Raw genomic sequence first — 26,152 nt, 5'->3', positions numbered from 1 at the left:
CATAACTCGTTCGTTCCTGCGTTTCCTCTATAAATTAGGGTATGCAACAAGACGAAAACACGCCGAATAATGGCCGTGAAATAGAAGAAAACGTGCCAGACGTACAACCGACAGTCGATGGCAGGCCTGCTCTTTACGGCCGCAAAGTACTGTCCTTCGTGCGGCGGTCCGCCCGGCTCGACGCACGACTGCAGCGGGCCTGGGACGCCTACGCCGATACGTATCTGCTGAACATCAACGCGGGCGAAGGGTCCCTCGACGTGCGTGAGGGTTTCGTGTTCGACCAGGCCTATATCCGCGAAACGTGGGGCAATGCCAATCCTCTGATCGTGGAAATCGGCTCCGGGCAAGGCGAGAACGTCGTTGCCGCCGCAGCTTCCCAGCCGGACGTCAACTTCCTTGCGCTGGAGGTCTACGATCCGGGCGTGGCGCACACGCTGCTGCTCGCCGGCAAGCAGAACCTGAAGAACCTGCGGATCGCCCAGATCAACGCGCCAGAACTGTTCAAGGCGGCCGTCGACGGCTCGATCGCCGAAGTGTGGACGTTCTTCCCCGACCCGTGGCCGAAGATGCGCCATCACAAGCGCCGCATCGTACAGCCCGAGCTCGCCGCGGACATCCACCGCGCGTTGACGGACGAAGGCGTGTGGCGCATCGCCACCGACATCGAGGATTACGCGCTGCACGTCCATGAGGTGATGGACGGGCTGGACGGCTTCCATAACGACGGCGCATTGACCGTGAGCCTGCCCGTCGAGCACGTCGGCAAAGGCAACGCGGATGAGGCGGCCGCATTGCGACACGCCGATTTCGCTGAATCCGAGCGATTCGATGGCCGTGTTTTGACCAATTTCGAGAAGAAGGGACTTGCCGCCGGGCGCGTGATTCACGATTTCACCTATCGTCGCGTGTAATGCGATAAGGCTTGGAATTTCAGTGTTTTACGAGGATTCCTGTCTTATTGTGGCGGTGTGTGACACCGGCGCGACACGCCGAGGTTTGCATGTCGGCCAGATTCGCGTATAGTGGGGCAAGTTGTCAAGCGGAAACGCTGAAAGCGCCCCCTTCGTCTAACGGTTAGGACACCAGACTTTCAATCTGACAACGAGAGTTCGACTCTCTCAGGGGGTACGTACCTTGGAAACAAGGTGGCAATGGCCGCGTAGCTCAGTTGGTTAGAGCGCCGCCCTGTCACGGCGGAGGTCACCGGTTCAAGTCCGGCCGTGGTCGCTGGAACAGCGCAAGTTGTTCATGGCTCTGTAGCTCAGTTGGTAGAGCGAACGACTGAAAATCGTTAGGTCAGCGGATCGATGCCGCTCGGAGCCACCAGATACACCCCGGAGCAATCTGGGGTTTTGTTTTTCTCGCATATCTTTTCCGATTTACCTGCGTGATTTCCGCTCGTTTTCCAGCACAAGCGCCATCCGAACCATATCGGCGAAAGACATACGCCCATTACCCCCAACGAAGAGGGGTGTTCTGTCCCCTCTGTTGCTAAACTATGGTGCAGGTAGACAAGGGGTTGACGGCTGTACTGTTCCATGATGTTGACCTCTAAACGGGTGTATCCCTGGGGTGAGGCGAGTGGAGATACTGTTAATCGGCAACACCGACTTCGTGACGAAGCAGTGGATCGAGCACGCGTTCCCCCACGACAAGGTGGTGGTGGCCCTCCGCAAAGGGACCGAATCCAGCGGCGAGGATCTCAAAATCATCGACATGCCCGACCGTGACGCCGTGTCGGAAGTGTTCTCCAACTACGAATTCGATCGAATCGTCTACTTCTCCGAAGATCTGACGCCCCGCAGCGAACGTGACGGCGACCTGGGCTACCTGCGCCGACTGCTGCACACCGTCCGCAATCGCAAGGTCCAGATGCTGATGGTGAGCGGGCCGGAATCGGAATTCGCCTATCCGCAGGAAACGGACGTGCACGAGACCAGCAAAAGCCTGATGTCGCGTGCCGGCGAAGAGCTCGGCCTGTACTATGCGCGCACCTACGATCTGGAAGTGAAGATCGTGCGCTGCCCCTATCTGTACGCGCCGCAACGCAATGGCGTCACCGCATATTTCAACGGCTTGTTCGAACAGGCACAAGCGGGAGAACTGCGCTTCCATGAACGCGCCGAACAACGCACCTGCTTCCTATGCGCCGACGATCTGGCCGAACTTATCTACCGCATATTCGACGACTGGACCGCCGACAGCGAGCTGTTCCACGTTCCGAACGTGTTCGACTTCACTTACGGCGATTTGGGAACGCTGATCGCGGGATATTTTCCGGGAACGAAGGTCGTATACGGCGAGGACCGTCCGCAGGCATACCCCGCCGACGACCACGAATTGCGATTGCGGTACGGCTTTTCGCCACGATACTCGCTTCGCGAGGATTTTCCGCACGTCATCGAAGGCTGGTTGAAGCTCCGCGAGAACAAAACCGACAAGTATCCGGTATGGGATTTCCTACGCAGCCACAACAAATGGTGGACCGTGCTGGAAATCATCGGCGCGTTCCTGCTGACGGAATGGCTCCGCACTTTTACACAAGGCAACAGCCAGCTGGAAACCGTGGACCTGCGATTGCTGTTCGTGGTGATCGTCGGCACCATCTACGGGCTGCATGCCGGCGTGTTCGCAGCCGTACTGGCCTGCGCCGGCGTGGCCATGTCCTACGCGTCGCAGGGCGCGTCCTTCGCCCCGTTGTTCTACGACACATCGAACTGGCTTGCCTTCGTCATTTATTTCGTGGCCGGATCGGTATGCGGCTATGTGCAGTCGCGCAACCAGGAGAGCGTGAGGTTCGTGCGCGACGAGAACGGGTTGTTGCGCAATCGTCTGGACTTCCTGCGCGGGCTGTATCAGGATGTGCTCGACGACCGCAGACAGTTGCGCGACCAGATCATCGGCAGACGCGACAGTTTCGGCAAACTGTACGCCGTGACCCGAGAATTGGACGAAGTGCAACCGCAGAAGCTGTACCATACGGCGATCCGCATCATGCAGGAAAGCCTCGATAGCGACAGCCTCGCCATCTTCCGAGTGGACAACGGCGGACAGTTCGCCCGTCTTGTGGCGGCGAGCCCACGGTTCGACGTCGGCAGCTTCCGCTCCGTACGCGTCTCGGATTACGGTGAAATCATCACCGCGCTGGAACACAACGGCATATGGGTGAACCGAACGTTAAAGGACAAATTCCCGATGTACGCCGTCGGCGTGCGTGACCGTGGCGAACTGGCCGTGATCATCACCATGGGAGAGACCAAACCGGACCAGATGAACCTGTACTTCCAGAATCTGTTCAGCATCATGTGCGGTCTGGTCGAATCGGCCATGATCAGGGCCTTCGAATACGAGGACGTGGCGCGCCGGTCCATGCTGGTGCCGGGAACGAACCTGCTGAAGCCAGAAGCGTTCCTGCCGAAGGCGCTGGCTGCCAACGACCTCAAACACGACCATATGGGCGACCATCTGCTGCTCAAAGTCGAATGCGAGGGAAACCTTGAGGAGGTGGACTCCCTGCTGATGCAAAGCATCCGCCAGACCGATGAGGCCGGCATGCTGACGGATGACGGCGTGTATCTGCTGATGAACCAGGCGGGGGAGAAGGAACTGCCGATCATCCTCAAACGTCTGACCCGTTCCGGCTTGCACTGCTCCTACGTTCCGCAGACCCAAGAGGATGCCCTGCTTTCCGAAGCCCAATCGCATATCGCGCAAGCCGACGATGGGGGTGAAAGCTGATGGGGTCGACGACTATCGCCGCGTTGATCATCATCGCCGTGCATCTGCTGGTCTGCATGACGCTGTGTCTGCTGCACCACGTCGGAATGCTGAAAGTCGATGGACTGCTGCTCCCGTTCATGGCGTTGATTCCCCTATGGGGGCCGCTGAGCGTGGCGCTCATGCATTCGCGTGCCGTGCTTCGTGGGGGACGACGGATTCCCGCCGGTCTGCAGGAACTGAAGGTCGAGGATCAGGAACAACGCAACATTCTTGTGGACGACCGTACGGATTACGCCAACACCGTGCCGTTGGAAGAGGCGCTGATCGTGGACAATCCACGGCAGCGTCGTAATCTGATGCTGTCCATTCTTAACGAGAATCCCGGCCAATACGCCAATCTGCTCTCCCAAGCCCGTCTGAACGAGGACGTGGAAGTCGTGCATTACGCGGCCACGGCCATGGCGCAGATCAGCGCGAAGGAAGACATCGCGTTGCAGCAACGCATGGAGGAATACGAGCGGAACCGCGATTCGGACGAGGCGCTCGACCGGTACCGTGAGGCGCTCGAACACTACTTGAAATCCTCCATGGAACAGGGGTATGCCAGAACGTTGCAGATGCGCCGATACGCCGACCTGCTCGCCGAACAGCTCAAACGGCATAACGACTACCGCACCGTATGCTCGTTGGCGAAGACGCAGATGGATCTCGGTTCGTTCGATGCCGCGTCTCGCACCATCGAAGCGGCGCTGTCCGCATGGCCGCGTCAAGGTGACGTCTGGCTGATGAAACTGCGATTGGAAGCCGCACGTCACGATGGCGAGGCGGTGCAACGCACCGTCCGGCACATCAAGGACGACCACATCTACCTTGGCGGCCGAGGCCACGACATCCTGCGATTCTGGCTCGGCGACAAGGAGGCTGGGCGCGCATGATACGTTCCGCATGGCGCATATGGAAGCGCTTCCGTTGGAAAAACCTGGTCCGCGTGTGGGCCGTATTCATGGCCATCGCCTTGGTGCTGTTGGCGCAAACCTTGGGCATCCACTACGGCGCGACGAAATTCACTTTGAAATACATGGCTCGTAACGAGGCCATTCCGGCCCAGAACGCCATCATGGGGCAGCGCGCCACGAACCTGATGCTCGTGGATAGTTCCCAGGATGGTGTGGACGAGGCCGAAGCCATGATGAAACAGGTGCTGCTCGACATGAAAGTGCCGACCGTCACCGTGGATCTGGCCAAAACCGATCCCGACGACATCCCCTCATTGAATCGGTACCGCACCGTGCTGATCGTCATGCCGGAACTTGATTCGCTGGGGGATGAGCTGGTGTCCATCATGAGATGGGTTGAAGGCGGCGGCAACATGATGCTTGCCATGACGCCTGAAAAAACAGGCTATCTGGACGCGATCGGGCCTCAAATCGGCATCGAATCCTCCGCATACGACTACGTGATGACCAAAGGCATCAAGCCTGCCAGGGACTTTATGCTGGGTGGCGGGCACACCTACATGTTCAGTGGCCCGTTCAAATCGTCGTTGAGTCTGAACCTCAATGAGAAGGCCACCGTCGAAGCGGTCAGTGCCAACGGCCATACGCCACTGATCTGGAGTGCCGATGTGCGTTCCGGACGAACCGTGACCTGCAATATCGGCATCTATGGCAAGGTGGTGCGCGGCTTCTATGCCTCCGCGTTCAGCCTGCTGGGTTCCGCCACGGCATACCCGGTCATCAACAGCGCCGCGTTCTATCTGGACGATTTTCCATCCCCGGTCCCCAGCGGAGACGCCACCTACATCAAACGCGACTACGGCATGAGCATCGCCGACTTCTATTCGAAGGTCTGGTGGCCGGACCTGACCAAACTTGCGGAACGCTACGGTATTCGGTTCACCGGCGTGATGATCGAGAATTACGGGGACGATACGAAAGACGCTCCCGTACGGCAGAAGGACGAATCGCATTTCAGCTATTTCGGCGGACTGCTGCTCAAACAGAACGGCGAAATCGGCTACCATGGCTACAACCATCAGCCGCTCGTACTGCCGAACACCGATTATGGCGACGAATACGCGTACCATCAGTGGCCGAATCGCAAAGCTGTCGTCGCCTCGCTGCGCGAGCTGATCGCATTCCAAAAGTCCGTGCTGCCGGCGGCCACAGCGTCGGTATATGTGCCGCCGTCCAACATCCTGTCCAAGGAAGGACGGCAGACAATCGGACGAGACGTGCCCGAAATCCGCACCATCGCCAGCACCTACCTGCCAAGCGACAGCAAACTGCCTTACGTGCAGGAATTCGGTGTGGCCGATGACGGCATCGTCGAGGCGCCGCGCATCGTCTCCGGCGGCATGGTGGGAGATTACATGCGGCTCGCCGCAGAATCCGAACTGAACATGCATTTCGTCAGCACCCACTTCATGCATCCGGACGACATGCTCGACCCCGACCGCGGTGCGAAGGAGGGTTGGGTCGTCTACAGGAAGGGCCTTGAGAACTATCTCGACTGGCTTGAGGCGTCCGCGCCGTCCATCCGCATGCAGACAGGCACGGAATGCGCGTCCGCGGTGCAACGCTTTTCTGGACTGACTGTCAAGATGAGGGAATCCGCCAATGAGTGGGAATTCGACTTGGGCAATTTCAAGGACCAGGCTTGGCTGCTGCTCCGCGCGAACCATGGCACGCCCGGCAGAATCCAAGGCGGAAGCATGATCCGGATGACGGGGAATCTGTACCTCATCAAGGCCACGGACTCCACAGTGCACGTCGAACGCAAGGCTGGAGGCGCGGCATGAGAATCTGCCTGGTATTGGAAGGTTGCTACCCGTACGTGCATGGAGGCGTGTCCACATGGATGCACAGCTACATCACCGCCATGAAGGAACACGAGTTCGTGCTGTGGGTGATCGGCGCGAAAGCCAAGGACCGTGGCAAATTCGTGTACGACCTTCCATCCAACGTGGTGGAAGTGCATGAGGTGTTCCTCGACGACGCGTTGCGTCTGAGCGGTGAACATGCGAAAGTGATCTTCACCGACGAGGAAGTCAAGGCACTGCGTGAGCTGGTGAATCTGAGCGATCCCGACTGGGACGTACTGTTCAACCTGTTCCACAACAAAGGCGTGCATCCGCTGTCGTTCCTGCAAAGCAACGAATTCATCGACCTGTTTACGAAGATCTGCATGGAGGAATACCCGTACGTCGCCTACGCGGATGCGTTCCACACCGTGCGATCCATGCTGCTGCCGGTGCTGTACCTGATGACGGGAGAAGTGCCGAAAGCGCAGATCTACCATGCCATCTCCACCGGTTACGGCGGCCTGCTGGCATGCTTGGGCGGCAGTATCAACCACGCACCCGTATTACTAACCGAACATGGCATCTACACGCGCGAACGCGAGGAGGAGATTCTTTCCGCCGAATGGGTTGCGCCCGCGTTCCGGCAACGGTGGATCCGTTTCTTCGCCATGCTGTCACAGGAGATCTACCGTAGGGCATGGCGTGTGACCAGCCTGTTCGGCCGCGCTCGCCAGACCCAGATCGACATGGGCGCTCCGGCAAGCAAATGCCTGGTCATTCCCAACGGCATCCAATACGAACGGTTCTGCGACATTCCACTCAAGCCTGAGGACGGTTGGGTGGATATCGGCGCCGTGGTACGTCTGGCTCCCATCAAGGACGTGAAAACCCTCATCCACGCGTTCAGCGAACTGTCGAACCGCGTGGACAATGTCAGGCTGCACATCCTCGGTGGTGTGGACGACCAGGACTATGCCGACGAATGCTATGAGCTGGTGAAACAGCTTGAAGTGAAGAACCTTGAATTCACCGGACGCGTGAATGTGGTCGAATACATGCGCAAACTGGATTTCACGGTGCTGACCAGCATCTCCGAAGGCCAGCCTCTGTCGGTGTTGGAATCGTTCGCGGCGGCCCGCCCTTGCGTGACCACCGACGTGGGCTGCTGCCGTGAACTGCTGGAAGGCGAGGAAGGCGACGACCTCGGCGTGGCCGGCTTCTATGTGCCTCCGATGTACCGCGAGGGCCTTGCCCGCGCCATGGAACGCATGTGCGCGAGCCGCAAGCTGCGCGAAGCCATGGGCCAAGTGGGACGCGAACGCGTGAAAACCTACTATCGGCATGAGCGCATGCTTGACGAATACCGTGCGCTGTATCTCGATACCGCCGACCATTACGGGTTGGAGCACTGATATGGCGGGAATCGGATTCGAACTCAAGAAACTGTTCCACCGCAAGGGCCTGGTCGCCATGGTGCGCGCCTACGGTTATGCCGGTGTGATTTGCACCGGACCGATGCTGCTTGGCATTCTGCTGCAGTTCGGCGTGCTGGCGGTCAGCGGTTGGTGGCACGTGCCCCGCGCGGACCAGAATCTGCTGGTCTGCATGATCACGTACACGCTGCTCGCCTCATTGGTGTTGACCAGCTTCCTGTCCATGCCGGTGACGCGTTTCCTTGCGGACATGCTGTTCGAACATCATGAGGAGACCATTCTTCCATCGTTCTGGGGATCCACGACCCTCATGCTGGCGGTGGGTGCGGTGCTGTACGCGGTGTTCCTGCTGTTTTCCGGCGCGACCCTCATGCAGGGGTTACTCTGCCTATGGCTGTTCCTGGAAATGATCGTCAATTGGAATGCGATGAGCTATCTGACGGCCATCAAGGATTACCAAGGCATCATGTGGTCGTTCGTCGCGGCGGTGGTCGTGGCGTTCCTGTCCGCATGCGCGATGATGGCGCTGGGCCTGCCGCAGGTGGAAAGCCTGCTGGCCGCAGTGGCGTTCGGCTACGGCGTGATGATGGTCTGGGACGTGGTGCTGCTGCACCGGTATTTCCCGCAAAGCTCGGAAAGCCCGTGGACGTTCCTCGCATGGCTGGACCGGTTCCTGCCGCTCGCCCTGACGGGACTGCTGACCACCCTCGGCTTGTTCTCCCACTTGGTGATCACCTGGTGTGGTCCGCTTGGCGTGCATGTGAAGGGACTGTTCTACGGTGCCCTCTACTATGATGTGCCCGCGTTACTGGCGTTCCTGACGATTCTGATCACCACCGTGAATTTCGTGGTGTCGGTGGAAGTCGATTTCTATCCGAAATACCGTGCCTACTACGCGCTGCTCAACGACGGCGGCACCGTGAAGGACATCGTGGTGGCCGAACGCGAGATGCTCGCCGTGCTCAACCGTGAGCTGTACTACACCGCGTTGAAGCAGCTGTTCGTCACCGCGGCGGTCATCTCGTTGGAAAAGATGGTGTTGGGCGTGCTGCCGCTCGGTTTCAACGATGGCATGCATGGTTATTTCCGTGTGCTGTGCGTCGGATACGCCCTGTACGCGGTCGGCAACACCGTGCTGATGATTCTGCTGTATTTCACTGATTACTTCGGCGCGGTGTGCTGCGCCGCGATATTCGCCGGGTCGGCCACGGTCTTGACTGTCATTTCGCAGTTCGTTCCGGTCGCGCTGATGGGATTCGGCTTCCTGCTGGGCGCGTCGGCGTTCCTGCTGGCCGCGGTCGTGCGATTGGCGGTGTTCACCGACAATCTGCCGTATCGTGTGCTCGGCGCGCAGCCGATTGTGGAGACCGAAAAGCGCGGATGGTTTACGAAACTGGGCGAAGCGTTGGACGAATTCGGCGAACGGCTGCATGGAACTTTCGGACGGAAGGAATCATGAGGGAAAGCGTGGAAAGCATGGAAAGGAACGGACGAATGACGATGGGTAATCGGCCGTGCGGCCGCAATGCCATATTCAAATGCGTGGCGATCATCGCCACGGTCGTGACGACGTTCTCCTGCGTCGCCTGCGGAAACGCTGCGGACAGTGGTTCCACGGCAGACAAATCGGCGGCGCAATCGCAAGGAAAGCATGAAAAAGTCAAGAAAAGCGCCACGCAGGGGCTTGACGGCGCGCATCTGCGTGACAACGACTCGCTGTACAAGGTGTATGACGACAGCGGTGTGGAAACCATGTATCTGACGGTCTCGCGCGGCAACAAGTCGGAAGGCACCGACCACAGTTGGAGCGAAATCAACCAGTATTCCGTGGATGATTACGCGGCCATGCGCACCAACCGGTACCAAGTCAACGGTCTGCTGCAGGTCGGCGACGAACAGGGGCCTGTATCCGGCGAACTCGGCTACGGTGAAAAAGCGCCGAACGCCACCGTGCAGGTGCGCGGCCAGTCGTCCAGTCTCAATAAGCAGAAGAACTACAAAATCGAGCTGAAAAGCGGCAAAGGCAAATGGCGCGGGCAGCGCACCATCGCATTGAACAAGCATATGGGCGAAGGGCTGCGATTCCGCAACAAGATGGCATACGACCTGATCCGCGGCATCGACCAGATGATGGGACTGCGCACGCAATTCGTGCACCTGTACGTCAAGGACGAAACCTCCGGTTCCAACTCCTTCGACGACTATGGCCTGTACACGCAGGTGGAGCAGCTCAACAAAAGCGCGCTCCAAGCGCACGGCCTCGACAAGAACGGCCAGCTGTACAAGGTCAACTACTTCGAATTCCAACGCGACGCGGACGTGATCAGACTCGCCGACGATCCCAAATACAATCTGTCGAAATTCGAGGAGAAGCTGGAGGTCAAAGGCAACAGCGACCATACCAAACTCATCGCCATGCTCAACCAGCTCAACGATTATTCGGTGCCGATGAGCAGCATCCTCGGCAAATATTTCGATACGGAAAATCTCGCATACTGGATGGCGTTCCAGCTGCTGACCGGCAACACCGACACGCAGAGCCGCAACATGTACCTGTACAGCCCTACGAATTCCGACACCTTCTATGTGCTGGACTGGGACAATGACGGCATGCTCATGCGCAAGGAGAACCAGATCCGCAATATCTCCACCGGTTCCAGCTGGGAGCAGGGAGTCAGCAACTATTGGGGCAACGTGCTGTTCAAACGCTGCCTGCAGACCAAATCGTTCCGCGACGAACTCGACAAGGCCGTGAAGCGGGAATACCGCTATATGAGCGCAAAACGCATCAATACGATGGTGGACCACTACGAGTCCATCACCAGGCAGTATTTGTGGAGGACGCCCGATTCCATGTACGAGCCGCTGACGCGCGCCCAGTATGACGAAGTGGCGGGGCAGCTGCACGACGAGGTCGCGCAGAACTACAGGATCTACAAAGAAAGCTTCGACAAGCCCATGCCGTTTTTCATCGACGCTCCACAGGCCGCAGACGGCAAACTCAAATTCAGCTGGGACACCTCGTACGATTTCCGTGGCGAGGATCTGAGCTACGACGTCACCGTCGCCAAGGACTATCTGTGTGAGGACGTCATCTTCTCCAAAACCGATCTGGCATTGCCGGAGACGGTGACGGACCTGCCAGGCGACGGACAGTATTTCATACGAGTGCGGGCGCGCAACGCCTCCGGCAAGACGCAGGACGCCTTCGACTACTACATGACCGACACCGGCAAGACGTACGGCACGAGATGCTTCTACATCAAATCCGGGAAGATAGTGGAGGATGTCAATGCGCGGTGATGGCAGGGCGTCGAAACTGCTGGAACGGGTCCGCCGTCGTGTCGGCGAGGAGCTTTCCATGCCTCCGCGCCGCTGTGAGGAACATTACCGGCATGAGCTCAAGTATCTGATTTCGTACGGGCAGAAAGCCGATCTGAACTTGCGTTTGGCTCCGTTGCTTGAACAGGACAGCCATGCGCGTGGCGGCTGCTATATGATTCGCAGCCTGTATTTCGACGATTATTGGAACACCGCCTACCAGGAGAAGGTGGACGGCGTGCTGATGCGCAAGAAATACCGTATCCGTATTTACGATTACAGCGACCGGGTGATCAAGCTGGAACGCAAGCGCAAAAGCGACAGTTGGATCTACAAGGAGGACGCGCCGCTCACGCACGAGCAGTTCGACCGGATACTGGCCGGCGACGTCGGATTCATGGAACACAGCGAAGAGCCGTTGTGCCGGGAATTCTATGTGGAATACATGAGCAATGTGCTGCGGCCGCGGGTGATCGTCGATTACGAGCGTGAGCCGTGGATCCTCGACGCGGGCACGGTGCGCATCACCTTCGATATGAACGTGCGCGCGGCGGTGGATGGATTCGACGTTTTCGACCGTGGTCTGCCCACTCTGCCGGTACTTGAGCCGGGCAAGCTGGTGATGGAGGTCAAATTCACCGAATTCCTGCCGCAGATCGTGCGTGACATTCTGCCAGGCAAGGCGCAGGAGATAACGGCCGCCTCGAAATACGTGCTGTGCTATGACAAAGCCTCGTATCTGCGGGGTTTCGACTACTGGCAGGAAGGCTGGAACGTGCCGAGCGTGTGACTTGAGCGCACCGGTCGGACGTATCGCGGAAGACCGAAAACAGACGGACGAAAACGCGCAGCCGAAAACATCGGCAATCGTAGAAAACGTAATAACCGAACAATCGCAAAAGAGAAAGCGAAACCATGAGCGTAAACGACATGATCAAGAAATCGGTGCTGAACTCCTTCAGCCAATACAACGTGCCCAAAATGGCGCTGGCCCTGCTGGTGGCGCTGCTGGTGGGCATCGTCATCTACTGCGTATACCGGCGGTTCTACACGGGCGTCGTGTATTCGCGCAGCTTCGCGGTGACGCTGGTGGGCATGTGCGTGCTCACCTGCATGGTCACATTGGCCATCAGCACGAACATCGTGATCTCGCTTGGTATGGTGGGCGCGCTGTCCATCGTGCGTTACCGTACCGCCGTGAAGGATCCGATGGACCTGTTGTACCTGTTCTGGGCCATCACGTCCGGCATCGCGGCCGGCGCGGGCATGTATCTGCTGGTGGTGGTCGCCGGCGCGGTGATGATCGGCATGCTCGCCCTGTTCTATTCGCATCAGGACAAGGGCCGCGTGTACATCGCGGTGATCCATTACGCTTCCGACGCGGTCGGGGACGACATCACGCGCGCGTTCGGCCGCACGAAGTTCTTCGTCAAATCCAAAACCATGCGTGGCGACCATGTGGAGATGGCCGTGGAAGTGTTCTGCGACGACAAGGACATGACGTTCGCCGAGCGGATTCGTGCCATCGAGGGTGTTGAGGACGTCACCCTGATACAGTACAACGGTGAATATCACGGATAGGACGTGGTGACAGGAAGGAATCTGTTTGGCTGACACACCGGAAATGGGCAGGACGCCGTCCACCGACGAGCTTGTGCCGGAGCTGACGTTCGACGAGATCGACCGTGCGTTCGACAACAACGAGTTCTGCTTCTACCTGCAGCCCAAATGCAATGTGGCTACGGGTGCCATCGTCGGTGCCGAGGCGCTGGTGCGTTGGAACCACCCCAAATATGGTGTGGTATCTCCGGGCAGGTTCGTTCCCATGCTGGAACAGGCCGGACAAATCTCCCGACTGGACGTGTTCGTATGGCGTTCCGTGGTCCGGATGCTGGCACGTTGGGAACGTGAGGGCCGCAATCTGGTGCCGATTTCCGTGAACGTCTCCATGGTGGACATCGACCAGATGGATGTGGCGGACACGCTCACCGGACTGCTGAACGAATACGATGTCGACGCTCGGCTGCTCCAAGCGGAAATCACCGAAAGCGCCGTGGCCAGGAACCTGTCCAAAGTGGAAAGCACCATCCGCAAGCTGCATGCGGACAACATCGCGGTGCTGATGGATGATTTCGGATCGGCGTATTCGTCGCTGAACATGCTCAAGGACATCAACGTCGATGTGATCAAACTTGACATGAAATTCATCGACCTCAATGAGGACAATGCCAGCAAAGGGCTGAAAATCGTCGAATCGGTGGTCAACATGGCCAGAAAGCTGCGACTGCTGGTCATCGCCGAAGGCGCACAGACCAAACAGCAGGTCGACCAGCTGCTGTCCGTGGGATGCCGGTACATCCAAGGGTATTACTTCCACGAACCGCTTCCGGTGGGACGGATGGAGAAGCTGTTGGCCGAACGTCCCGACGACCGGCATTTCTGGGATATGTCAAACGATTTCATGCATGGCAGCTATGTGCCCGTCAACGGCCGTACCATGCTTGAGACGTCCACGCTCGCCGCCAGCACCTTCGAGATTCTGGCCAATGGCATGGCGGAACTCTCCCGACTGAATGTGAAGACGGGCGAGTACCGCGCGGTCAAACGCGATGGCATACTGCCGACGCCGGAAACCGATGATTTCGAAACCTACGTGCAGACGCTGATCGCCGAACGCGTGGTGCATCCGGACGATGCCGACAGGTTCCGTGCTGATATGGATCTGGCTTCGCTCCGTTCGCTGCTGTTCTCGCAGAAATCCGCGTTCGGAGTGTACCGCAGTGAGGTGCTGGCCAGAACCGGCATGATCTCCTTCGCGGTGATTCCCTCACGTGAATGCTCCGAAAGCGATCCATGGGCCGTGGTGATGGTTGGCCGGAACCTGCCGATAGAGTCCTTTGTCCGGTTGAACGGCGAGGAGTACCGACGGGATTCATTGACGGGGCTGCTCAACCGCAACGCTTTCGACGATGATGTGGAATTCATCCAAGCCACCCATGACAAGCCGTTGACGGTGATGTACATAGATCTGATTGGCCTGCATGAGATCAATAATCATTTGGGTCATGCCAGAGGCGACGTGGTGCTGTGCGAGCTTGCGGACGCGGCGCGCGCCTATTTCGGCGACGATAATATCTACCGCATCGGCGGCGACGAGTTCGTGATCATCAGTTTCGCCCATTCGATGGCGCAGAGCGCCCGACAGATGGGATATATGCGTCAGGAGCTGCTTGATCACGGTTGCGAGCTGTCCGTGGGCATGGCCGAATCCGATGACGGCGAGGATATTCCGGATCTGGTCAACCAGGCGGAAAACGAGATGCGCAAGGACAAGAAGCGCTACTACGCCAGCGGCAGCGGCAAAAGGCAGTTGCGCACGTTGAACAAGCAGCTTGAGGACATCCTGGTACGCAACAAAGACATGGAATCGTTGCTGCAGCATTTGAATACACGGTATTCGATCGCTTATGTGGTCAATCTGCGTGCCGATACGCAACGGCCGGTCGTGGTTCCCGGCTATGTGCAAAAAATGCTTGACAAACATGGCGGTTCCTTCCACGAGATGCTGCTCGACTATTGCGACAAATTGGTGGCGCCGGCCTACCGGGACGGCTTCCGCATGCTGTTCGACTACGATTACGTCCGCGACCGGATATGCAGGGAAGGCGCTATACGGTACGCCTACGTCAGAAACGACGGCGAACGGTTCCTGATTACGATTTTCCCCGACACCCATTCCGTGGACGAGGTCATGTGGGTGTTCGCCAAAGAAGACACGTCGTCCGAAGAATAGGATTTCGGGCATCGGACGGTATGCTGTCCGGTTTTGCCGGTGTTGTGGGATATTGACGAAAAAATTGTGTGTCGTGGGTGCTTCCTCGCATGGAAAAGGGCTTATGATGAAACCGTTGGCCGCGGCAATGGATGCCGTGGTCTTCGCTTGAACACACAGTCGCTTAAAGGAGAGCACTATGGTCTATCGCATGATTTTCAACCAGACCGCGTATTTCGGCCGCGGAGCCATCAAGGAGATTCCGGGCGTCGCCAGGTCCCACGGCTTCACCAAGGCGTTCATCGTCACCGATCCGGTGCTGCTGGAGACCGGCACCGTCAAGAAGGTCACCGACGTTCTTGACGAGGCGGGCATGCCGTATGAGGTGTTCGACAACGTCAAGCCGAATCCGCCGGTCGAGTGCATCCAGGATGGCGTCGCCAAGTTCGCAGCCTCCGGAGCCGACTTCCTGATCGGTCTGGGCGGTGGTTCCCCGCAGGACACCTGCAAGGGCATCGGCATCGTGACTGCCAATCCGGAATTCGCCGACGTGCTGTCCCTTGAAGGCGTGGCCGACACCAAGAACCCGTCCGTGCCGATTTTCGGTGTGCCGACCACCGCTGGCACCGCGTCCGAAACGACCATCAACTATGTGATCACCGACACGGCCAACAAGCGCAAGTTCGTGGCCGTCGACCCGCATGACATCCCAATCGTCGCCTTCGTGGATCCGGACCTGACCGACTCCATGCCGCGCGGCCTCAAGGTGGCCACCGGACTCGACGCCCTGACCCACGCCATCGAAGGCTATATCACACCGGGCGCGTGGAGCCTGTCCGACTGCCTGTCCATGCAGACCATCCGCATGATCGCCAAGAACCTCGCCAAGAGCGCCGATGGAGACATTCCGGCCGGCGAACAGATGGCCTACGCCTCCTACATCACCGGCATGGCCTACTCCAACGTCGGCCTCGGTCTGGTGCACGGCATGGCCCACCCGCTGGGCGGCCGCCTCGGCGTGGCGCACGGTGTGGCCAACGGCATCCTGCTGGCCCCGGTCATGGAATACAACAAGGACTACACCGGCGAGAAGTACCGTGACATCGCCGACGCCTTCGGTATCGCCGATGCCTACACCGGCGACATCGAAACCGTGCGTGAAGAGGCCGTCCAGGCGGTGCACAAGCTCACCGTGGATCTGAAGAACCCGACCAAGATCTCCGAAGTTGGCGCCACCGAAGCCGACCTGGAGCCGCTGGCCCATGACGCCTTCCACGACGTGTGCACGCCGGGCAACCCGCGCCAGGCCACCCAGGAAGACATCCTCGCCATCTACAAGAGCCTGATGTAGGTCCGACTGCGGTAGGCGCAATCGCAAAACCGCAATCGTAAAAACAAAACGGACGGCATCGATCGCATGGTCGGTGCCGTCCGTTCGCTATCCGCGGAAAATACGCCGCGAATAATCGCTATACCTAATCGCTATTCCTCGTGCTTCTCGCTCCACTCCTCATCAGTGGGAGTGTCGTCATACAGCTCGTGGCCTTCCTGTTCGGCCAATTCCATCTGCTCGTTGATCCACGCGGCCTCGGCCGGATTGATATCAGCGGTGTTCAACACCTTCTGCCACACCGGATACAGCAGATGCATCACAGGATATAACGCGGTGATGAGGATTTCCGGCTTGTGCTTGCGGTAATGCTGCGGATGCGCGTTGAACGTGTTCTTGAAACGGCGCATATAGTTGAGGAACGATGCCGGAGACGTGTCCATACGACGTGCGCTGATGCCCGCGATCATCCGCGGACAATACACGGTCTTGAGATCCTTGCCCAACAGATGCAGCGAGATGTCGATGTCCTCATGCATCACATCCGCCTTGTCTTGGCAGACCTCGTCGGCGATTTCGCGCCAGGCGGTGGCGCGCAGGGCCATGTTGGAACCGAACAGCAGAGGTTGCCCATCATCGGCCCTATAAATACGTTTGCGGGTGGAATTGTCCCCGCGAAGCCCGAAATGACGGCTCGGCAAATCGTAATACATCACCGGACCGGTGGCGCCCATCGCATCCGGATCCTCGGTGAAAATGCCGGACACCACCTCCACCCAGTCCGGGCGGATCATGCAGTCGGCATCGAAACGGCCAAGAATATCGCCGGTGGCATGATTCAAACCATAATCACGCGTTGGAATCAGACCCTGCTCATCATCCTGATGCAGCAGCTTCACCGGCGCTTCCGGATGGTCCTTCATGAACTGCTCCACCACGGCAACGGTCGAATCAGTGGAACGGTTATCGACGACAATCACCTCATGAGGCATCACGGTCTGCCGGGTGGCGTTGAGCAGGCAATCGTTGATACGCTCCTGTTCATTCCAGGCGGGGATGACAATTGAAACGTTCAGCATGGTTTCAAGAATAGGTTCCAGCCCGTACACGGTGCCTGTCTACAATAAGGAGCCATGAGCGAACGCGAACAGCATATGGATACGGACAAGAGGACGGGAACGTCCGGACAGTGCGGCAATACCGACGAAATGCGTTGGGATCTCGGCACGCTGTTCCCTGCGAAAGGCGATCCACGCAGACCTCCGGAATGGCTGGGTCGCGCGCTGCTGTACATCGCCATCGCCATCGTGCTGCTCTCCTTCTGCTGGCGCAGTTGGGGCAAAATCGAATACCTCATCATCGACGTCGTTATCTCGCTGTTCCTGGCGCTCGCCGTGGAGCCGGTGGTGATTCCGCTGGTCAAGCATGGCTGGAAGCGTTCGTTCGCTTCGATTTTCGCGTTGCTGATGTTGGGTGTCCTGCTTTGCGTGATGTTCGGTCTGTTCGGCAATCTGTTCGTGCAGCAGGTCATCGCTTTGTGCAACGGTCTGCCGGCCCTCTACCAGCAGATCTGCGATTTCGTGGCGCAATACACGGATTTCAAGCTTCCTGAGATCAACAGTCTCGGCGGTGAGATTCTGAAGAACATCCAGACCTCGTGGGTCACGGATTTCGCGGGCACCGCCATCAGCACGGTGTCCGGATTCTTCAGCTTCCTGCTGAACCTCATGACGGTGATCATGACCACGTTCTACATTTCGGCGGCCGGCCCGAAGCTGCGCCGCGCGGCCTGCCAGTGGATGGCTCCCTCCGCGCAGCGCCGGTTCCTGTTCGTCTGGACCGTCAGCCAGACGCAGATCTCATCGTTCCTGTTCTCACGTGCCATCCTCGCCGTGCTCAACGCGTTCTTCACCTCGATCTGCCTGATGGCGTTGCACGTGCCGTATTGGATGCCGTTGGCGTTGTTCTGCGGCGTCGTATCGCAGTTCATCCCGATGCTCGGCACGTACATCGGCGGCGCGTTGCCGGTGCTGTTCGCCTGGGGCAGCTGTGGTTTGTGGCAGGCGATCGCCGTGGTGGCGTTCATCTGCGTCTACCAGCAGATCGAAAACCTGATCTTCGCGCCGAAGATCTCCCGCCGCACCATGGACGTCAACGATGCGGTCGCCTTCCTTGCCGTCCTGGCCTTCGGCTCGCTGTTCGGCGCGATCGGCGCGTTCCTGGCGCTGCCTATCGTCGCCTCGATCCAGACGATCGCCCGCACCTACACCAAGCGGTACGATCTGGTCGATTCGCCGCTGATGGACGATCCGGTTCCGGACAAGAAGTCGAAGCTGGTGGAAGGCGCCGAAATCATCAGCGAGCACCTGCACGCCGTGCCGCGCGCCGTGCAGGGGTCGAGCGCGCATGTGCCGATTCCCGACGACGTGCGCTTCCTGCAGGAGCAGGCGTACAATATCACTCGGTCCGACGAGACCGGGGATGCCGACGAATCGCAGACCGTCGCCATTCCGAAGCACGTGTTGGACGGGGTCGATCGCAAGCCGCTGCGGGGAACCGCGGAAGCGGACGGAGCGCAGACGGAAGCCGGACCGCAGGTAGCGGACGGGTCGCAATCGCAGGGAACGGATGACAATCCGAGAAGTAGGTGGCGTTAATGGTATTGCTGAGCGTACTTGATGTCGTGCTGGTGGTTTTGGGCGGCGCCGGCATGCTCTACCAAGCGGTCTGCATCGTCATCTCGCTGTTCGCCAAGCCGATCAAGTTCCCCGAAGCGCCGATGAACAAACGGTACGCGGTGCTGATTTCCGCGCGAAACGAAGCGAACGTCATCGGCAACCTCATCGACTGCCTGCATTCGCAAACCTATCCGAGCGAGCTCATCGACATCTGGCTGGTGGCCGACAACTGCACCGACAACACCGCCGAAGTGGCCCGAAACATGGGATGCCACGTCATCGAACGATTCAACAAGGAGCAGGTCGGTAAAGGCTACGCGCTGACCTATCTGCTCGACCAGATGAACGAGTCGGGCGCATCCGACCCGTATGACGCCTTTTTCGTGTTCGATGCCGACAACAAACTCGACAAGCACTACATCGAGGAAATGAACAAGGGCTTCCAAGCCGGTTTCAAAATCCTCACCAGCTACCGCAATTCCGTGAACCTGTCCGACAATTGGGTGTCGTCCGGTTCCGCGTTGTGGTTCATCCGCGAATCGCGCTTCGTTTCCGCCTCCCGCATGTGGCTCGGCAACAGCTGCCACGTGGGCGGCACCGGCTTCATGTTCTCCCAGGAGATCATGCGTCGCAACAACGGCTGGAAATTCCACCTACTCACCGAGGATCTGGAATTCACCATGGACAGCGTGCTGCACGGCGACCGCATCGGCTACTGCGGCACCGCCATCCTGTACGACGAGCAGCCGGTCACCTTCGCGCAAAGCTGGCGTCAACGCCTGCGTTGGAGCAAGGGCTTCCTGCAGGTGTTCCGCTATTACGGACCGGCGTTGATCAAGCGCGCGGTCAGGGAACGTGATTTCTCCGCCGTCGATTTCACGCTGCTGCTGTGCCCGTTCACCGTGCTCGGCATCGCACGCGTGCTGTTGGGCATGCTGTTCGCCGCCTGCGGTTTCGTGACATGGCAAAGCCAGCTGAATTCGCTGACCGGCTGGACATCCGGCATTGTGATATCGGTGATCGGCATGATGGGACTCGCCGCATTGACCATCGTGGCGGAACGCGATCACGTGGGCGCCACCAACAAGGAGCTGCTCGCCTACGTGCTGGCCTTCCCGATCTACATGCTGAGCTATGTGCCGATTTCGTTCCAGGCGGTGTTCGCCAAGTCCGAATGGAAGCCGATCGAGCATAAGGGCTGAGGCTTGCCCGCGGCGGTGTGAACGGTCATGAGATGTTTCGTGGCGATCCATACGGTGCGGATGGTGAAAAGATGACGAAGAGAGGGTGTGGTTTGGCTATGGATGACGCTGTCGATTACCGCTATACGCGACGACGCCGAGCGATCACGGTGGCGGTTTCCGTCGTGGCCACCGTCGCACTGTGCGTCGGCTATGCAGTGGCCGACATGTGCGATGTCGCACCGGGCGTCCTCACATTGCGCCATGTCGAACATTCGACGGCCGCCGCTGCCGGCCGTTCGATCGAGGCGGCCGACGTGATCGCCGACATCGACGCTTCCAAGACCATCGATCCGGCCGCTGCGCGCGCGCTGACCGACGCGTTCCGAGCCTCAGCCGCCGGCTTCGGCGGCGAATTCTCCATCGCCATCGCCGACGCGTCGGGCAACGTGGTCGCGGAAAACAACATCGACGTGCCCCGCACGCCAGCATCCACCATGAAAACGTTGACGGCGTATGCGGCCGCCGTCGAACTCGACATGGGCAAGACCCTGGACACGCAGACCTATCTGGAACAGTCCCAGGACGGCACCGCGCGGCTGGTGCTCAAAGGCAACGGCGACATGCTGTTGGGAGCCGGAGCGTCCGACGCGAACCACATCAACGGACGTGCCGGATTGGGCACGCTTGCCGGGCGGACCGCACAGGCGTTGCGGCAGCGTGGCATCACCTCCGTGACATTGGCTTATGACGACACACTGTTCGGCAACGACCGCTGGCCGCAAGGCATCGCCGAACTCGACACGGACCACCTGTACTACGCCCCGACAGCTTCCATGGCCGTGGACGGCGGCAGGAATTGGAACGGGACAGGTCCGGCCAATCCTGATGTGTTCTCGGCGTATCCGGCATTGAGCATGCAGCCGGCGCGTGACGCGGCGCTGGTGTTCCAGCAGCGGCTGGCCGAACAGGGCATCACGGTTCAGGGATTTGTATCGCAAGGCACGGTTGCGGGGGCATCCCATCCGCTTGCCTCCGTGCGTTCGGCGTCGTTGAACGAGATTATGGCGTTCACCATGCGGCATTCCGACAATTCGCTCGCCGAGGAATTCGGCAGGCTGCTGGCGTTGCAGGTCGGCGCGGACAATTCGCCGGCTGGCGCGGTGCAGGCTGTGAAAAGCGTGCTGGAGCGCAAAGGCATCACTACGACCGGGCTCGACATGCGCAATTGTTCGGGACTTACGGAGGATTCGAAACTGACGGCGCGCACCCTGCTCGAAGTGCAACTGCGCAATCTGGCTGCGGGATCGGGGGCGGCCGCAGCCGAAGGAATGTCCGTCATGGGCTTCGTCGGCACCGCTGAGAGCCGTCTGAACGATGCTGACGAAGCGGGGCTGATCCGTGTGAAAACCGGCAGTCTGGGCGACGTGACCTCCATGACCGGCAATGTGTCGCGGTTGAACGGCGGAGCGTTGACCTTCGCGGTGATCGTCAACAATCCCACCGATTTCGCGGCGGCGAAGGCGGCCATCGACACATTCGTGGCCGGTCTGCCGAAGCTGTGAACGGCCACGTGTGAATCTTCCCAGCGGATATTCAGCATATAGCCAGAAACACGTCATTCGCATGTGCCAAGATGGTGGGCATGCGAATCGCTGACGTACAAGAAGACATTGATCACGAGCTGATCAGCAAAGAAGAGATCTCCGACATCATCAACCGTGCCGCGGCACAAGCCAGTGAAGACTATCGTGGCAAGAACCCGCTGCTGGTCTGCGTGCTCAAGGGGGCCGTGAACACGCTTGCGGCGTTTTCCCAGGCCATGAGCATTCCGGTCCAAATGGATTTCATGAGCCTGTCGAGCTACGGTTCCGGCACGGAGTCGAGCGGCAAGATCACGGTTCGTCAGGATCTGTCCACGGATGTGCGAGGACGCCATGTGCTGATCGTCGAGGACATCATCGATTCGGGCATCACCCTGGCTTGGCTGGTCGACGAGCTCAAGCGCCGTGGAGCGGCTTCCGTGGAAATTTTTGCGCTTCTGGAGAAGCCGGCACGTCGCAAGGTCAATGTTGATGTGAAATACAAGGGACGTGAGATTCCCGATGAATTCGTGGTCGGTTTCGGCTTGGATTACGACGAGTACTACCGCAACCTCGATTCGATCGCGGTGCTGAAACCGTCAGTCTATGAAGGAGGTCAGGCATGAGTTTCCCTGGTCCGAACCAGCCGCCAAGCAATGGCGGCGGCAACAAACCCAACGGGGGCAATAACCCGTTCACCAATCCGTTTAGCCGCAACAATGACGGCAAGAACGGTGGCAGCGGGGCGAACGGCAACAAGTCCAACGGCCCCCGTCCGTTCTGGCAGTCGCCGTGGCTGTGGGTTGTGGTCGTGGCATTGCTTGCCGTGACCATGTTCCAGCTTTTCGCCGGTGCGGGCTCGCAAACCATCGACACCAAGGATGGCATGCAAATCCTCAACGGCAACACCGTCGAGTACGCGACGATCGTGGACAACACCCAGCAGGTCAAGCTCAAGCTGTCGAGCGATTACTCCGCCACCGACCCGGACACCGGACGTACGAAGAACTACGGCAAGAACGTGCAGTTCTACTACACGTATGCGCAGTCCGCGGCCGTGGTCAAGGCCGTGCAGAAGGCCGATCCGGCCAAGGGCTGGACCGCGTCCATGCAGCAGACCAGCATTTGGACCTACCTGCTCACCTCACTGTTGCCGTTCCTGATCATCTTCGGCCTGTTCTGGTTCCTGATGAGCCGCATGGGCGGTGCCGCCGGCGGCATGTTCGGCATGGGCGGCAAGAAGAACAGCGGCAAACTGCTCGACGGCCAGACCCCGACCACCAAGTTCTCCGACGTGGCCGGCGAAGACGCTGCCGTGCAGGAGGTCGAGGAAATCAAGGACTTCCTCAAGGACCCGTCCCGTTACAAGGCTTTGGGCGCCCGCATTCCGCGCGGCGTGCTGCTGTACGGCCCTCCAGGCACCGGTAAGACGCTGCTGGCGCGCGCCATCGCAGGCGAGGCCGGCGTGCCGTTCTACTCCATGGCCGGCTCCGACTTCGTGGAGATGTTCGTGGGCCTTGGCGCCTCCCGTGTGCGTGACCTGTTCGATGAGGCCAAGAAGAACGCTCCGGCCATCATCTTCATCGATGAGATTGACGCTGTCGGCCGCAAGCGTGGCGGTTCCGGCATGAGCGGTGGCCACGACGAACGCGAGCAGACGCTGAACCAGCTGCTCGTCGAGATGGACGGCTTCGACAACGATACGAACCTCATCATCATCGCTGCGACCAACCGTCCGGATGTGCTCGATCCGGCATTGCTGCGCCCGGGTCGTTTCGACCGTCAGGTGGCCGTCGAAGCACCTGATTTGGAAGGCCGCGAGGCGATTCTGAAGGTACACGCCAAGGGCAAGCCGTTCGTGCCGGACGTCGACCTGCATATGATCGCCGTGCGCACGCCGGGCTTCACCGGCGCCGACCTTGCCAACGTGTTGAACGAAGCCGCGTTGCTGTGCGCCCGTGCCGGCGCCCAGCTCATCGACAACCGCGCCATCGACGAGGCCATCGACCGCGTCCAGGCCGGTCCGAAGCGTCGTTCCAAGGGCATGGCTCTCGACGAGCTGCGCAACACCGCATATCACGAGGGTGGCCATGCGCTGGTCGCGGCCGCCATGAACGACACCGATCCGGTGACCAAGGTGACGATTCTGCCGCGCGGCCGTGCACTGGGCTACACCGCGGTCATGCCAACCGAGGACCGTTACTCCATGTCCCGCAACCAGCTGCTCGATCAGATGGCGTACGCCATGGGCGGCCGTACCGCCGAAGAGGTCGTGTTCCACGACCCGACCACCGGCGCTTCCAACGATATCGAAAAGGCCACGAACATCGCGCGTCAGATGGTGCTCGACTACGGCTTCTCCGAGAAGCTGGGCGCCATCAAGTGGTCCGACGACGAGCAAAGCGATCTCGGCGCGCTCACCCACAAGTACTCCGCGCACACCGCCGAAATCATCGACGAGGAAGTGCTCAAGCTTGTGGAGACCGCGCATACCGAAGCATGGAACGTCATCAACGAGAACCGCGACATCCTCGACGAGCTGGTACGTCAGCTGCTCGTCAAGGAAACGCTCAACGAGAAGGAGCTTGCCGCCATCTTCGCCAACATCAAGAAGGCGCCGAAGCGCGAGGTCTGGTTGAGCGACGACAAGCGTCCCGATTCCGACATTCCGCCGGTCCCGATTCCCGACAAGCTGAAGAAAAGCGCAGGATTGACCAACTGATGAGCGATACCGATTTCGATACCCTCTTCGACGACAAGGCCCGTGCCGCTCATGCGGCCGGGCCTGTCGGCTATGACGAGGAAGGCGTGCGCCAGGCCGTGCGCCTGTTCTTGAAGTCCATCGGCGAGGATCCGGACCGTGAAGGTCTGCTGGACACGCCGGACCGTATCGGGCGCGCGTGCAAGGAACTGTTCGCCGGTCTCGGACACGGGCCGGAGGAAGTGCTGAAAACCCGTTTCAAGGTGGACACCGACGAAATGGTGCTGGTGCGCGACATTGAGCTGTTCTCCGTATGCGAGCATCATCTGCTGCCGTTCCATGGCGTGGCCCACGTCGGCTACATCCCGCAGAACGGCCAAGTGGCGGGCTTAAGCAAACTGGCACGGTTGGTGGAACTGTACGCACGCCGTCCGCAGGTGCAGGAACGGCTCACCCAGCAGGTGGCCGACGCGTTGATGGAAGGCATCGACGCGCGTGGCGTGATCGTGGTCACCGAATGCGACCACATGTGCATGGCCATGCGTGGCGTCAAGAAGGCGCAGTCCCGTACCGTCACCTCGGCGGTGCGAGGATGCATGCGCGACGCGGCCACGCGGACCGAGGCGATGAGCCTGATTCTGTCGAACCATTCGTAAGTGCGCTTTACCGGGCGGAATCGGACAGAACCGAACGGAAGAACGGAATGAATGAAGGAAGAAAACCGATGGCGATTGATATGAAGGCGATTCATGATAGCCAGAGCACGTTGGTGATGGGCGTGCTCAACATCACGGAGGATTCCTTCTCCGACGGCGGCCTCTGGCTTGCTCCGGAGGCGGCCAAAGCCCATGGCGAGGCGATGATGAAAGCCGGTGCCGACATCATCGACATCGGAGCGGAATCCACCCGTCCGGGAGCCAAACGCGTCAGCGAAGCCGACGAGAAGGCCCGTGTGCTGGGCGCTGTGGACGCGCTGATTCCCGAAGGGGCGGTGCTGTCCATCGACACCACGCGCGCTTCGGTGGCGTTGGCCGCGCTCGAACATGGCGCGCAGATCATCAACGACGTGTCCGGCGGCCAGTTGGACCGCGAACTGCCGCATGTGGTGGCCGACCATTCCGACTGCCTGTACATCGTGCAGCATTGGCGTGGCTGGCTTGCCGGCGCCGCGGGCAATGTGCCGGACGCCGACACCTCCCGCTACGAGCATGGCGTGGTGAATGACGTGTATGACGAGCTGATGCGTCAGGTGGATGCGGTGCTTGAAGCCGGGGTGCAGGCCGAACAGGTCATCATCGACCCGGGCCTGGGCTTCTCCAAGCCGGGCGTGGAGCATAACCTGCCGATTCTGGCGGCGCTTGACCGGTTCAACGCGGCTGGCTATCCGGTGCTGATCGGCGCGTCCCGCAAACGTTTCGTCGGCTCGCTGCTTGCCGGCGCCGGTGTGACCGAGCCGGACATGGCCTCAAAAGACAACGCCACCGCGGCCATCAGCGCCCTGTGCGCGGAACATGGCGTGTGGGCCGTGCGCGTGCATGACGTGGCGAAAAGCCGCGACGCGGTCGCCGTCGGCAACGCATGGCGCGAGTATGCGAACGCGTGACCGTGCGAATCGCAGATAGTCACA

At 59.6% G+C, this 26,152-nt stretch carries 19 protein-coding genes and 3 tRNA genes; 21 read left to right on the top strand and 1 reads right to left on the bottom strand.

Annotation, left to right across the window (positions count from 1 at the left end):
• The first annotated feature begins 41 nt into the window (after positions 1-41).
• The 14 genes from trmB to fucO all read left to right on the top strand — a co-directional run bounded on the left by trmB (position 42) and on the right by fucO (position 16,403).
• Positions 42-914, top strand: a complete 873-nt coding sequence (gene trmB, locus Q5H31_RS02130; protein ID WP_055309010.1) for a tRNA (guanosine(46)-N7)-methyltransferase TrmB — start codon at positions 42-44, stop codon at positions 912-914.
• 145 nt (positions 915-1,059) lie between these two features.
• A tRNA-Glu gene (locus tag Q5H31_RS02125) sits at positions 1,060-1,131 on the top strand.
• Positions 1,132-1,156: 25 nt separating this feature from the next.
• Positions 1,157-1,230, top strand: a tRNA-Asp gene (locus Q5H31_RS02120).
• A gap of 23 nt (positions 1,231-1,253) precedes the next feature.
• Positions 1,254-1,329: transfer RNA gene (locus tag Q5H31_RS02115), tRNA-Phe, on the top strand.
• 255 nt (positions 1,330-1,584) lie between these two features.
• Positions 1,585-3,741, top strand: a complete 2,157-nt coding sequence (locus Q5H31_RS02110) for an NAD-dependent epimerase/dehydratase family protein (RefSeq protein ID WP_302457438.1) — start codon at positions 1,585-1,587, stop codon at positions 3,739-3,741.
• Positions 3,741-4,658 carry a hypothetical protein gene (locus tag Q5H31_RS02105; protein WP_117319867.1) on the top strand — a complete coding sequence of 306 codons (918 nt, stop codon included), beginning with the start codon at positions 3,741-3,743 and terminating at the stop codon, positions 4,656-4,658. The genes Q5H31_RS02110 and Q5H31_RS02105 overlap by 1 nt, the downstream gene beginning before the upstream one ends.
• Positions 4,655-6,523, top strand: a complete 1,869-nt coding sequence (locus Q5H31_RS02100; RefSeq protein WP_302457437.1) for a DUF2194 domain-containing protein — start codon at positions 4,655-4,657, stop codon at positions 6,521-6,523. The genes Q5H31_RS02105 and Q5H31_RS02100 overlap by 4 nt, the downstream gene beginning before the upstream one ends.
• Positions 6,520-7,938 carry a GT4 family glycosyltransferase PelF gene (gene pelF / locus Q5H31_RS02095; RefSeq protein WP_011742866.1) on the top strand — a complete coding sequence of 473 codons (1,419 nt, stop codon included), beginning with the start codon at positions 6,520-6,522 and terminating at the stop codon, positions 7,936-7,938. Before Q5H31_RS02100 ends, pelF begins: the two co-directional genes overlap by 4 nt.
• A 1-nt stretch (position 7,939) precedes the next feature.
• On the top strand, positions 7,940-9,418 hold the full coding sequence (gene pelG / locus Q5H31_RS02090) for an exopolysaccharide Pel transporter PelG (RefSeq protein ID WP_302457436.1): 1,479 nt from the start codon (positions 7,940-7,942) through the stop codon (positions 9,416-9,418).
• A gap of 35 nt (positions 9,419-9,453) precedes the next feature.
• On the top strand, positions 9,454-11,262 hold the full coding sequence (locus Q5H31_RS02085; protein ID WP_033499396.1) for a CotH kinase family protein: 1,809 nt from the start codon (positions 9,454-9,456) through the stop codon (positions 11,260-11,262).
• The gene (locus Q5H31_RS02080) at positions 11,252-12,070 is read left to right on the top strand and encodes a polyphosphate polymerase domain-containing protein (protein WP_162882237.1); all 819 of its coding nucleotides are present in this window, start codon (positions 11,252-11,254) and stop codon (positions 12,068-12,070) included. The genes Q5H31_RS02085 and Q5H31_RS02080 overlap by 11 nt, the downstream gene beginning before the upstream one ends.
• Positions 12,071-12,195: 125 nt before the next feature.
• Positions 12,196-12,861 (top strand): DUF4956 domain-containing protein, encoded by a 666-nt coding sequence (locus Q5H31_RS02075; RefSeq protein ID WP_034524510.1) that lies wholly within the window; start codon positions 12,196-12,198, stop codon positions 12,859-12,861.
• Positions 12,862-12,886: 25 nt separating this feature from the next.
• Complete coding sequence (locus tag Q5H31_RS02070) at positions 12,887-15,073, top strand: diguanylate cyclase (protein ID WP_302457435.1); 2,187 nt, start codon at positions 12,887-12,889, stop codon at positions 15,071-15,073.
• Positions 15,074-15,251: 178 nt separating this feature from the next.
• A complete protein-coding gene (gene fucO, locus Q5H31_RS02065) occupies positions 15,252-16,403 on the top strand; it encodes a lactaldehyde reductase (protein WP_003808254.1) in 1,152 nt (383 codons plus the stop codon).
• A gap of 131 nt (positions 16,404-16,534) precedes the next feature.
• Here fucO and Q5H31_RS02060 read toward each other — a convergent pair whose 3' ends face one another.
• Positions 16,535-17,461, bottom strand: coding sequence for a glycosyltransferase family 2 protein (locus tag Q5H31_RS02060; protein ID WP_003808256.1), 927 nt, complete (start codon positions 17,459-17,461; stop codon positions 16,535-16,537).
• A 54-nt stretch (positions 17,462-17,515) separates the two neighbouring features.
• Between Q5H31_RS02060 and Q5H31_RS02055 the strand changes: the two genes are divergently transcribed.
• The 7 genes from Q5H31_RS02055 to folP all read left to right on the top strand — a co-directional run bounded on the left by Q5H31_RS02055 (position 17,516) and on the right by folP (position 26,128).
• The gene (locus Q5H31_RS02055) at positions 17,516-19,039 is read left to right on the top strand and encodes an AI-2E family transporter (protein ID WP_287057922.1); all 1,524 of its coding nucleotides are present in this window, start codon (positions 17,516-17,518) and stop codon (positions 19,037-19,039) included.
• Positions 19,039-20,262, top strand: coding sequence for a glycosyltransferase family 2 protein (locus Q5H31_RS02050; protein ID WP_003808260.1), 1,224 nt, complete (start codon positions 19,039-19,041; stop codon positions 20,260-20,262). The genes Q5H31_RS02055 and Q5H31_RS02050 overlap by 1 nt, the downstream gene beginning before the upstream one ends.
• 98 nt (positions 20,263-20,360) lie before the next feature.
• Positions 20,361-21,806, top strand: a complete 1,446-nt coding sequence (locus Q5H31_RS02045) for a D-alanyl-D-alanine carboxypeptidase/D-alanyl-D-alanine-endopeptidase (protein WP_302457434.1) — start codon at positions 20,361-20,363, stop codon at positions 21,804-21,806.
• A gap of 80 nt (positions 21,807-21,886) precedes the next feature.
• Positions 21,887-22,450, top strand: coding sequence for a hypoxanthine phosphoribosyltransferase (hpt, locus tag Q5H31_RS02040; protein WP_171024957.1), 564 nt, complete (start codon positions 21,887-21,889; stop codon positions 22,448-22,450).
• Entirely contained in the window at positions 22,447-24,546 is a 2,100-nt protein-coding gene (ftsH, locus tag Q5H31_RS02035; protein ID WP_302457433.1) for an ATP-dependent zinc metalloprotease FtsH, read from the top strand. Before hpt ends, ftsH begins: the two co-directional genes overlap by 4 nt.
• The gene (gene folE, locus Q5H31_RS02030; protein WP_021912997.1) at positions 24,546-25,181 is read left to right on the top strand and encodes a GTP cyclohydrolase I FolE; all 636 of its coding nucleotides are present in this window, start codon (positions 24,546-24,548) and stop codon (positions 25,179-25,181) included. Before ftsH ends, folE begins: the two co-directional genes overlap by 1 nt.
• 68 nt (positions 25,182-25,249) lie before the next feature.
• Positions 25,250-26,128: a dihydropteroate synthase gene (gene folP / locus Q5H31_RS02025; RefSeq protein WP_107646045.1), complete on the top strand. Its 879-nt coding sequence runs from the start codon at positions 25,250-25,252 to the stop codon at positions 26,126-26,128.
• Positions 26,129-26,152 lie beyond the last annotated feature (24 nt).

It is taken from the genome of uncultured Bifidobacterium sp. (assembly GCF_959020155.1).
Lineage (GTDB): Bacteria > Actinomycetota > Actinomycetes > Actinomycetales > Bifidobacteriaceae > Bifidobacterium.
Note: the sequence above shows the minus strand (reverse complement) of the source record. Positions and strands in the feature narration are given on the sequence as shown.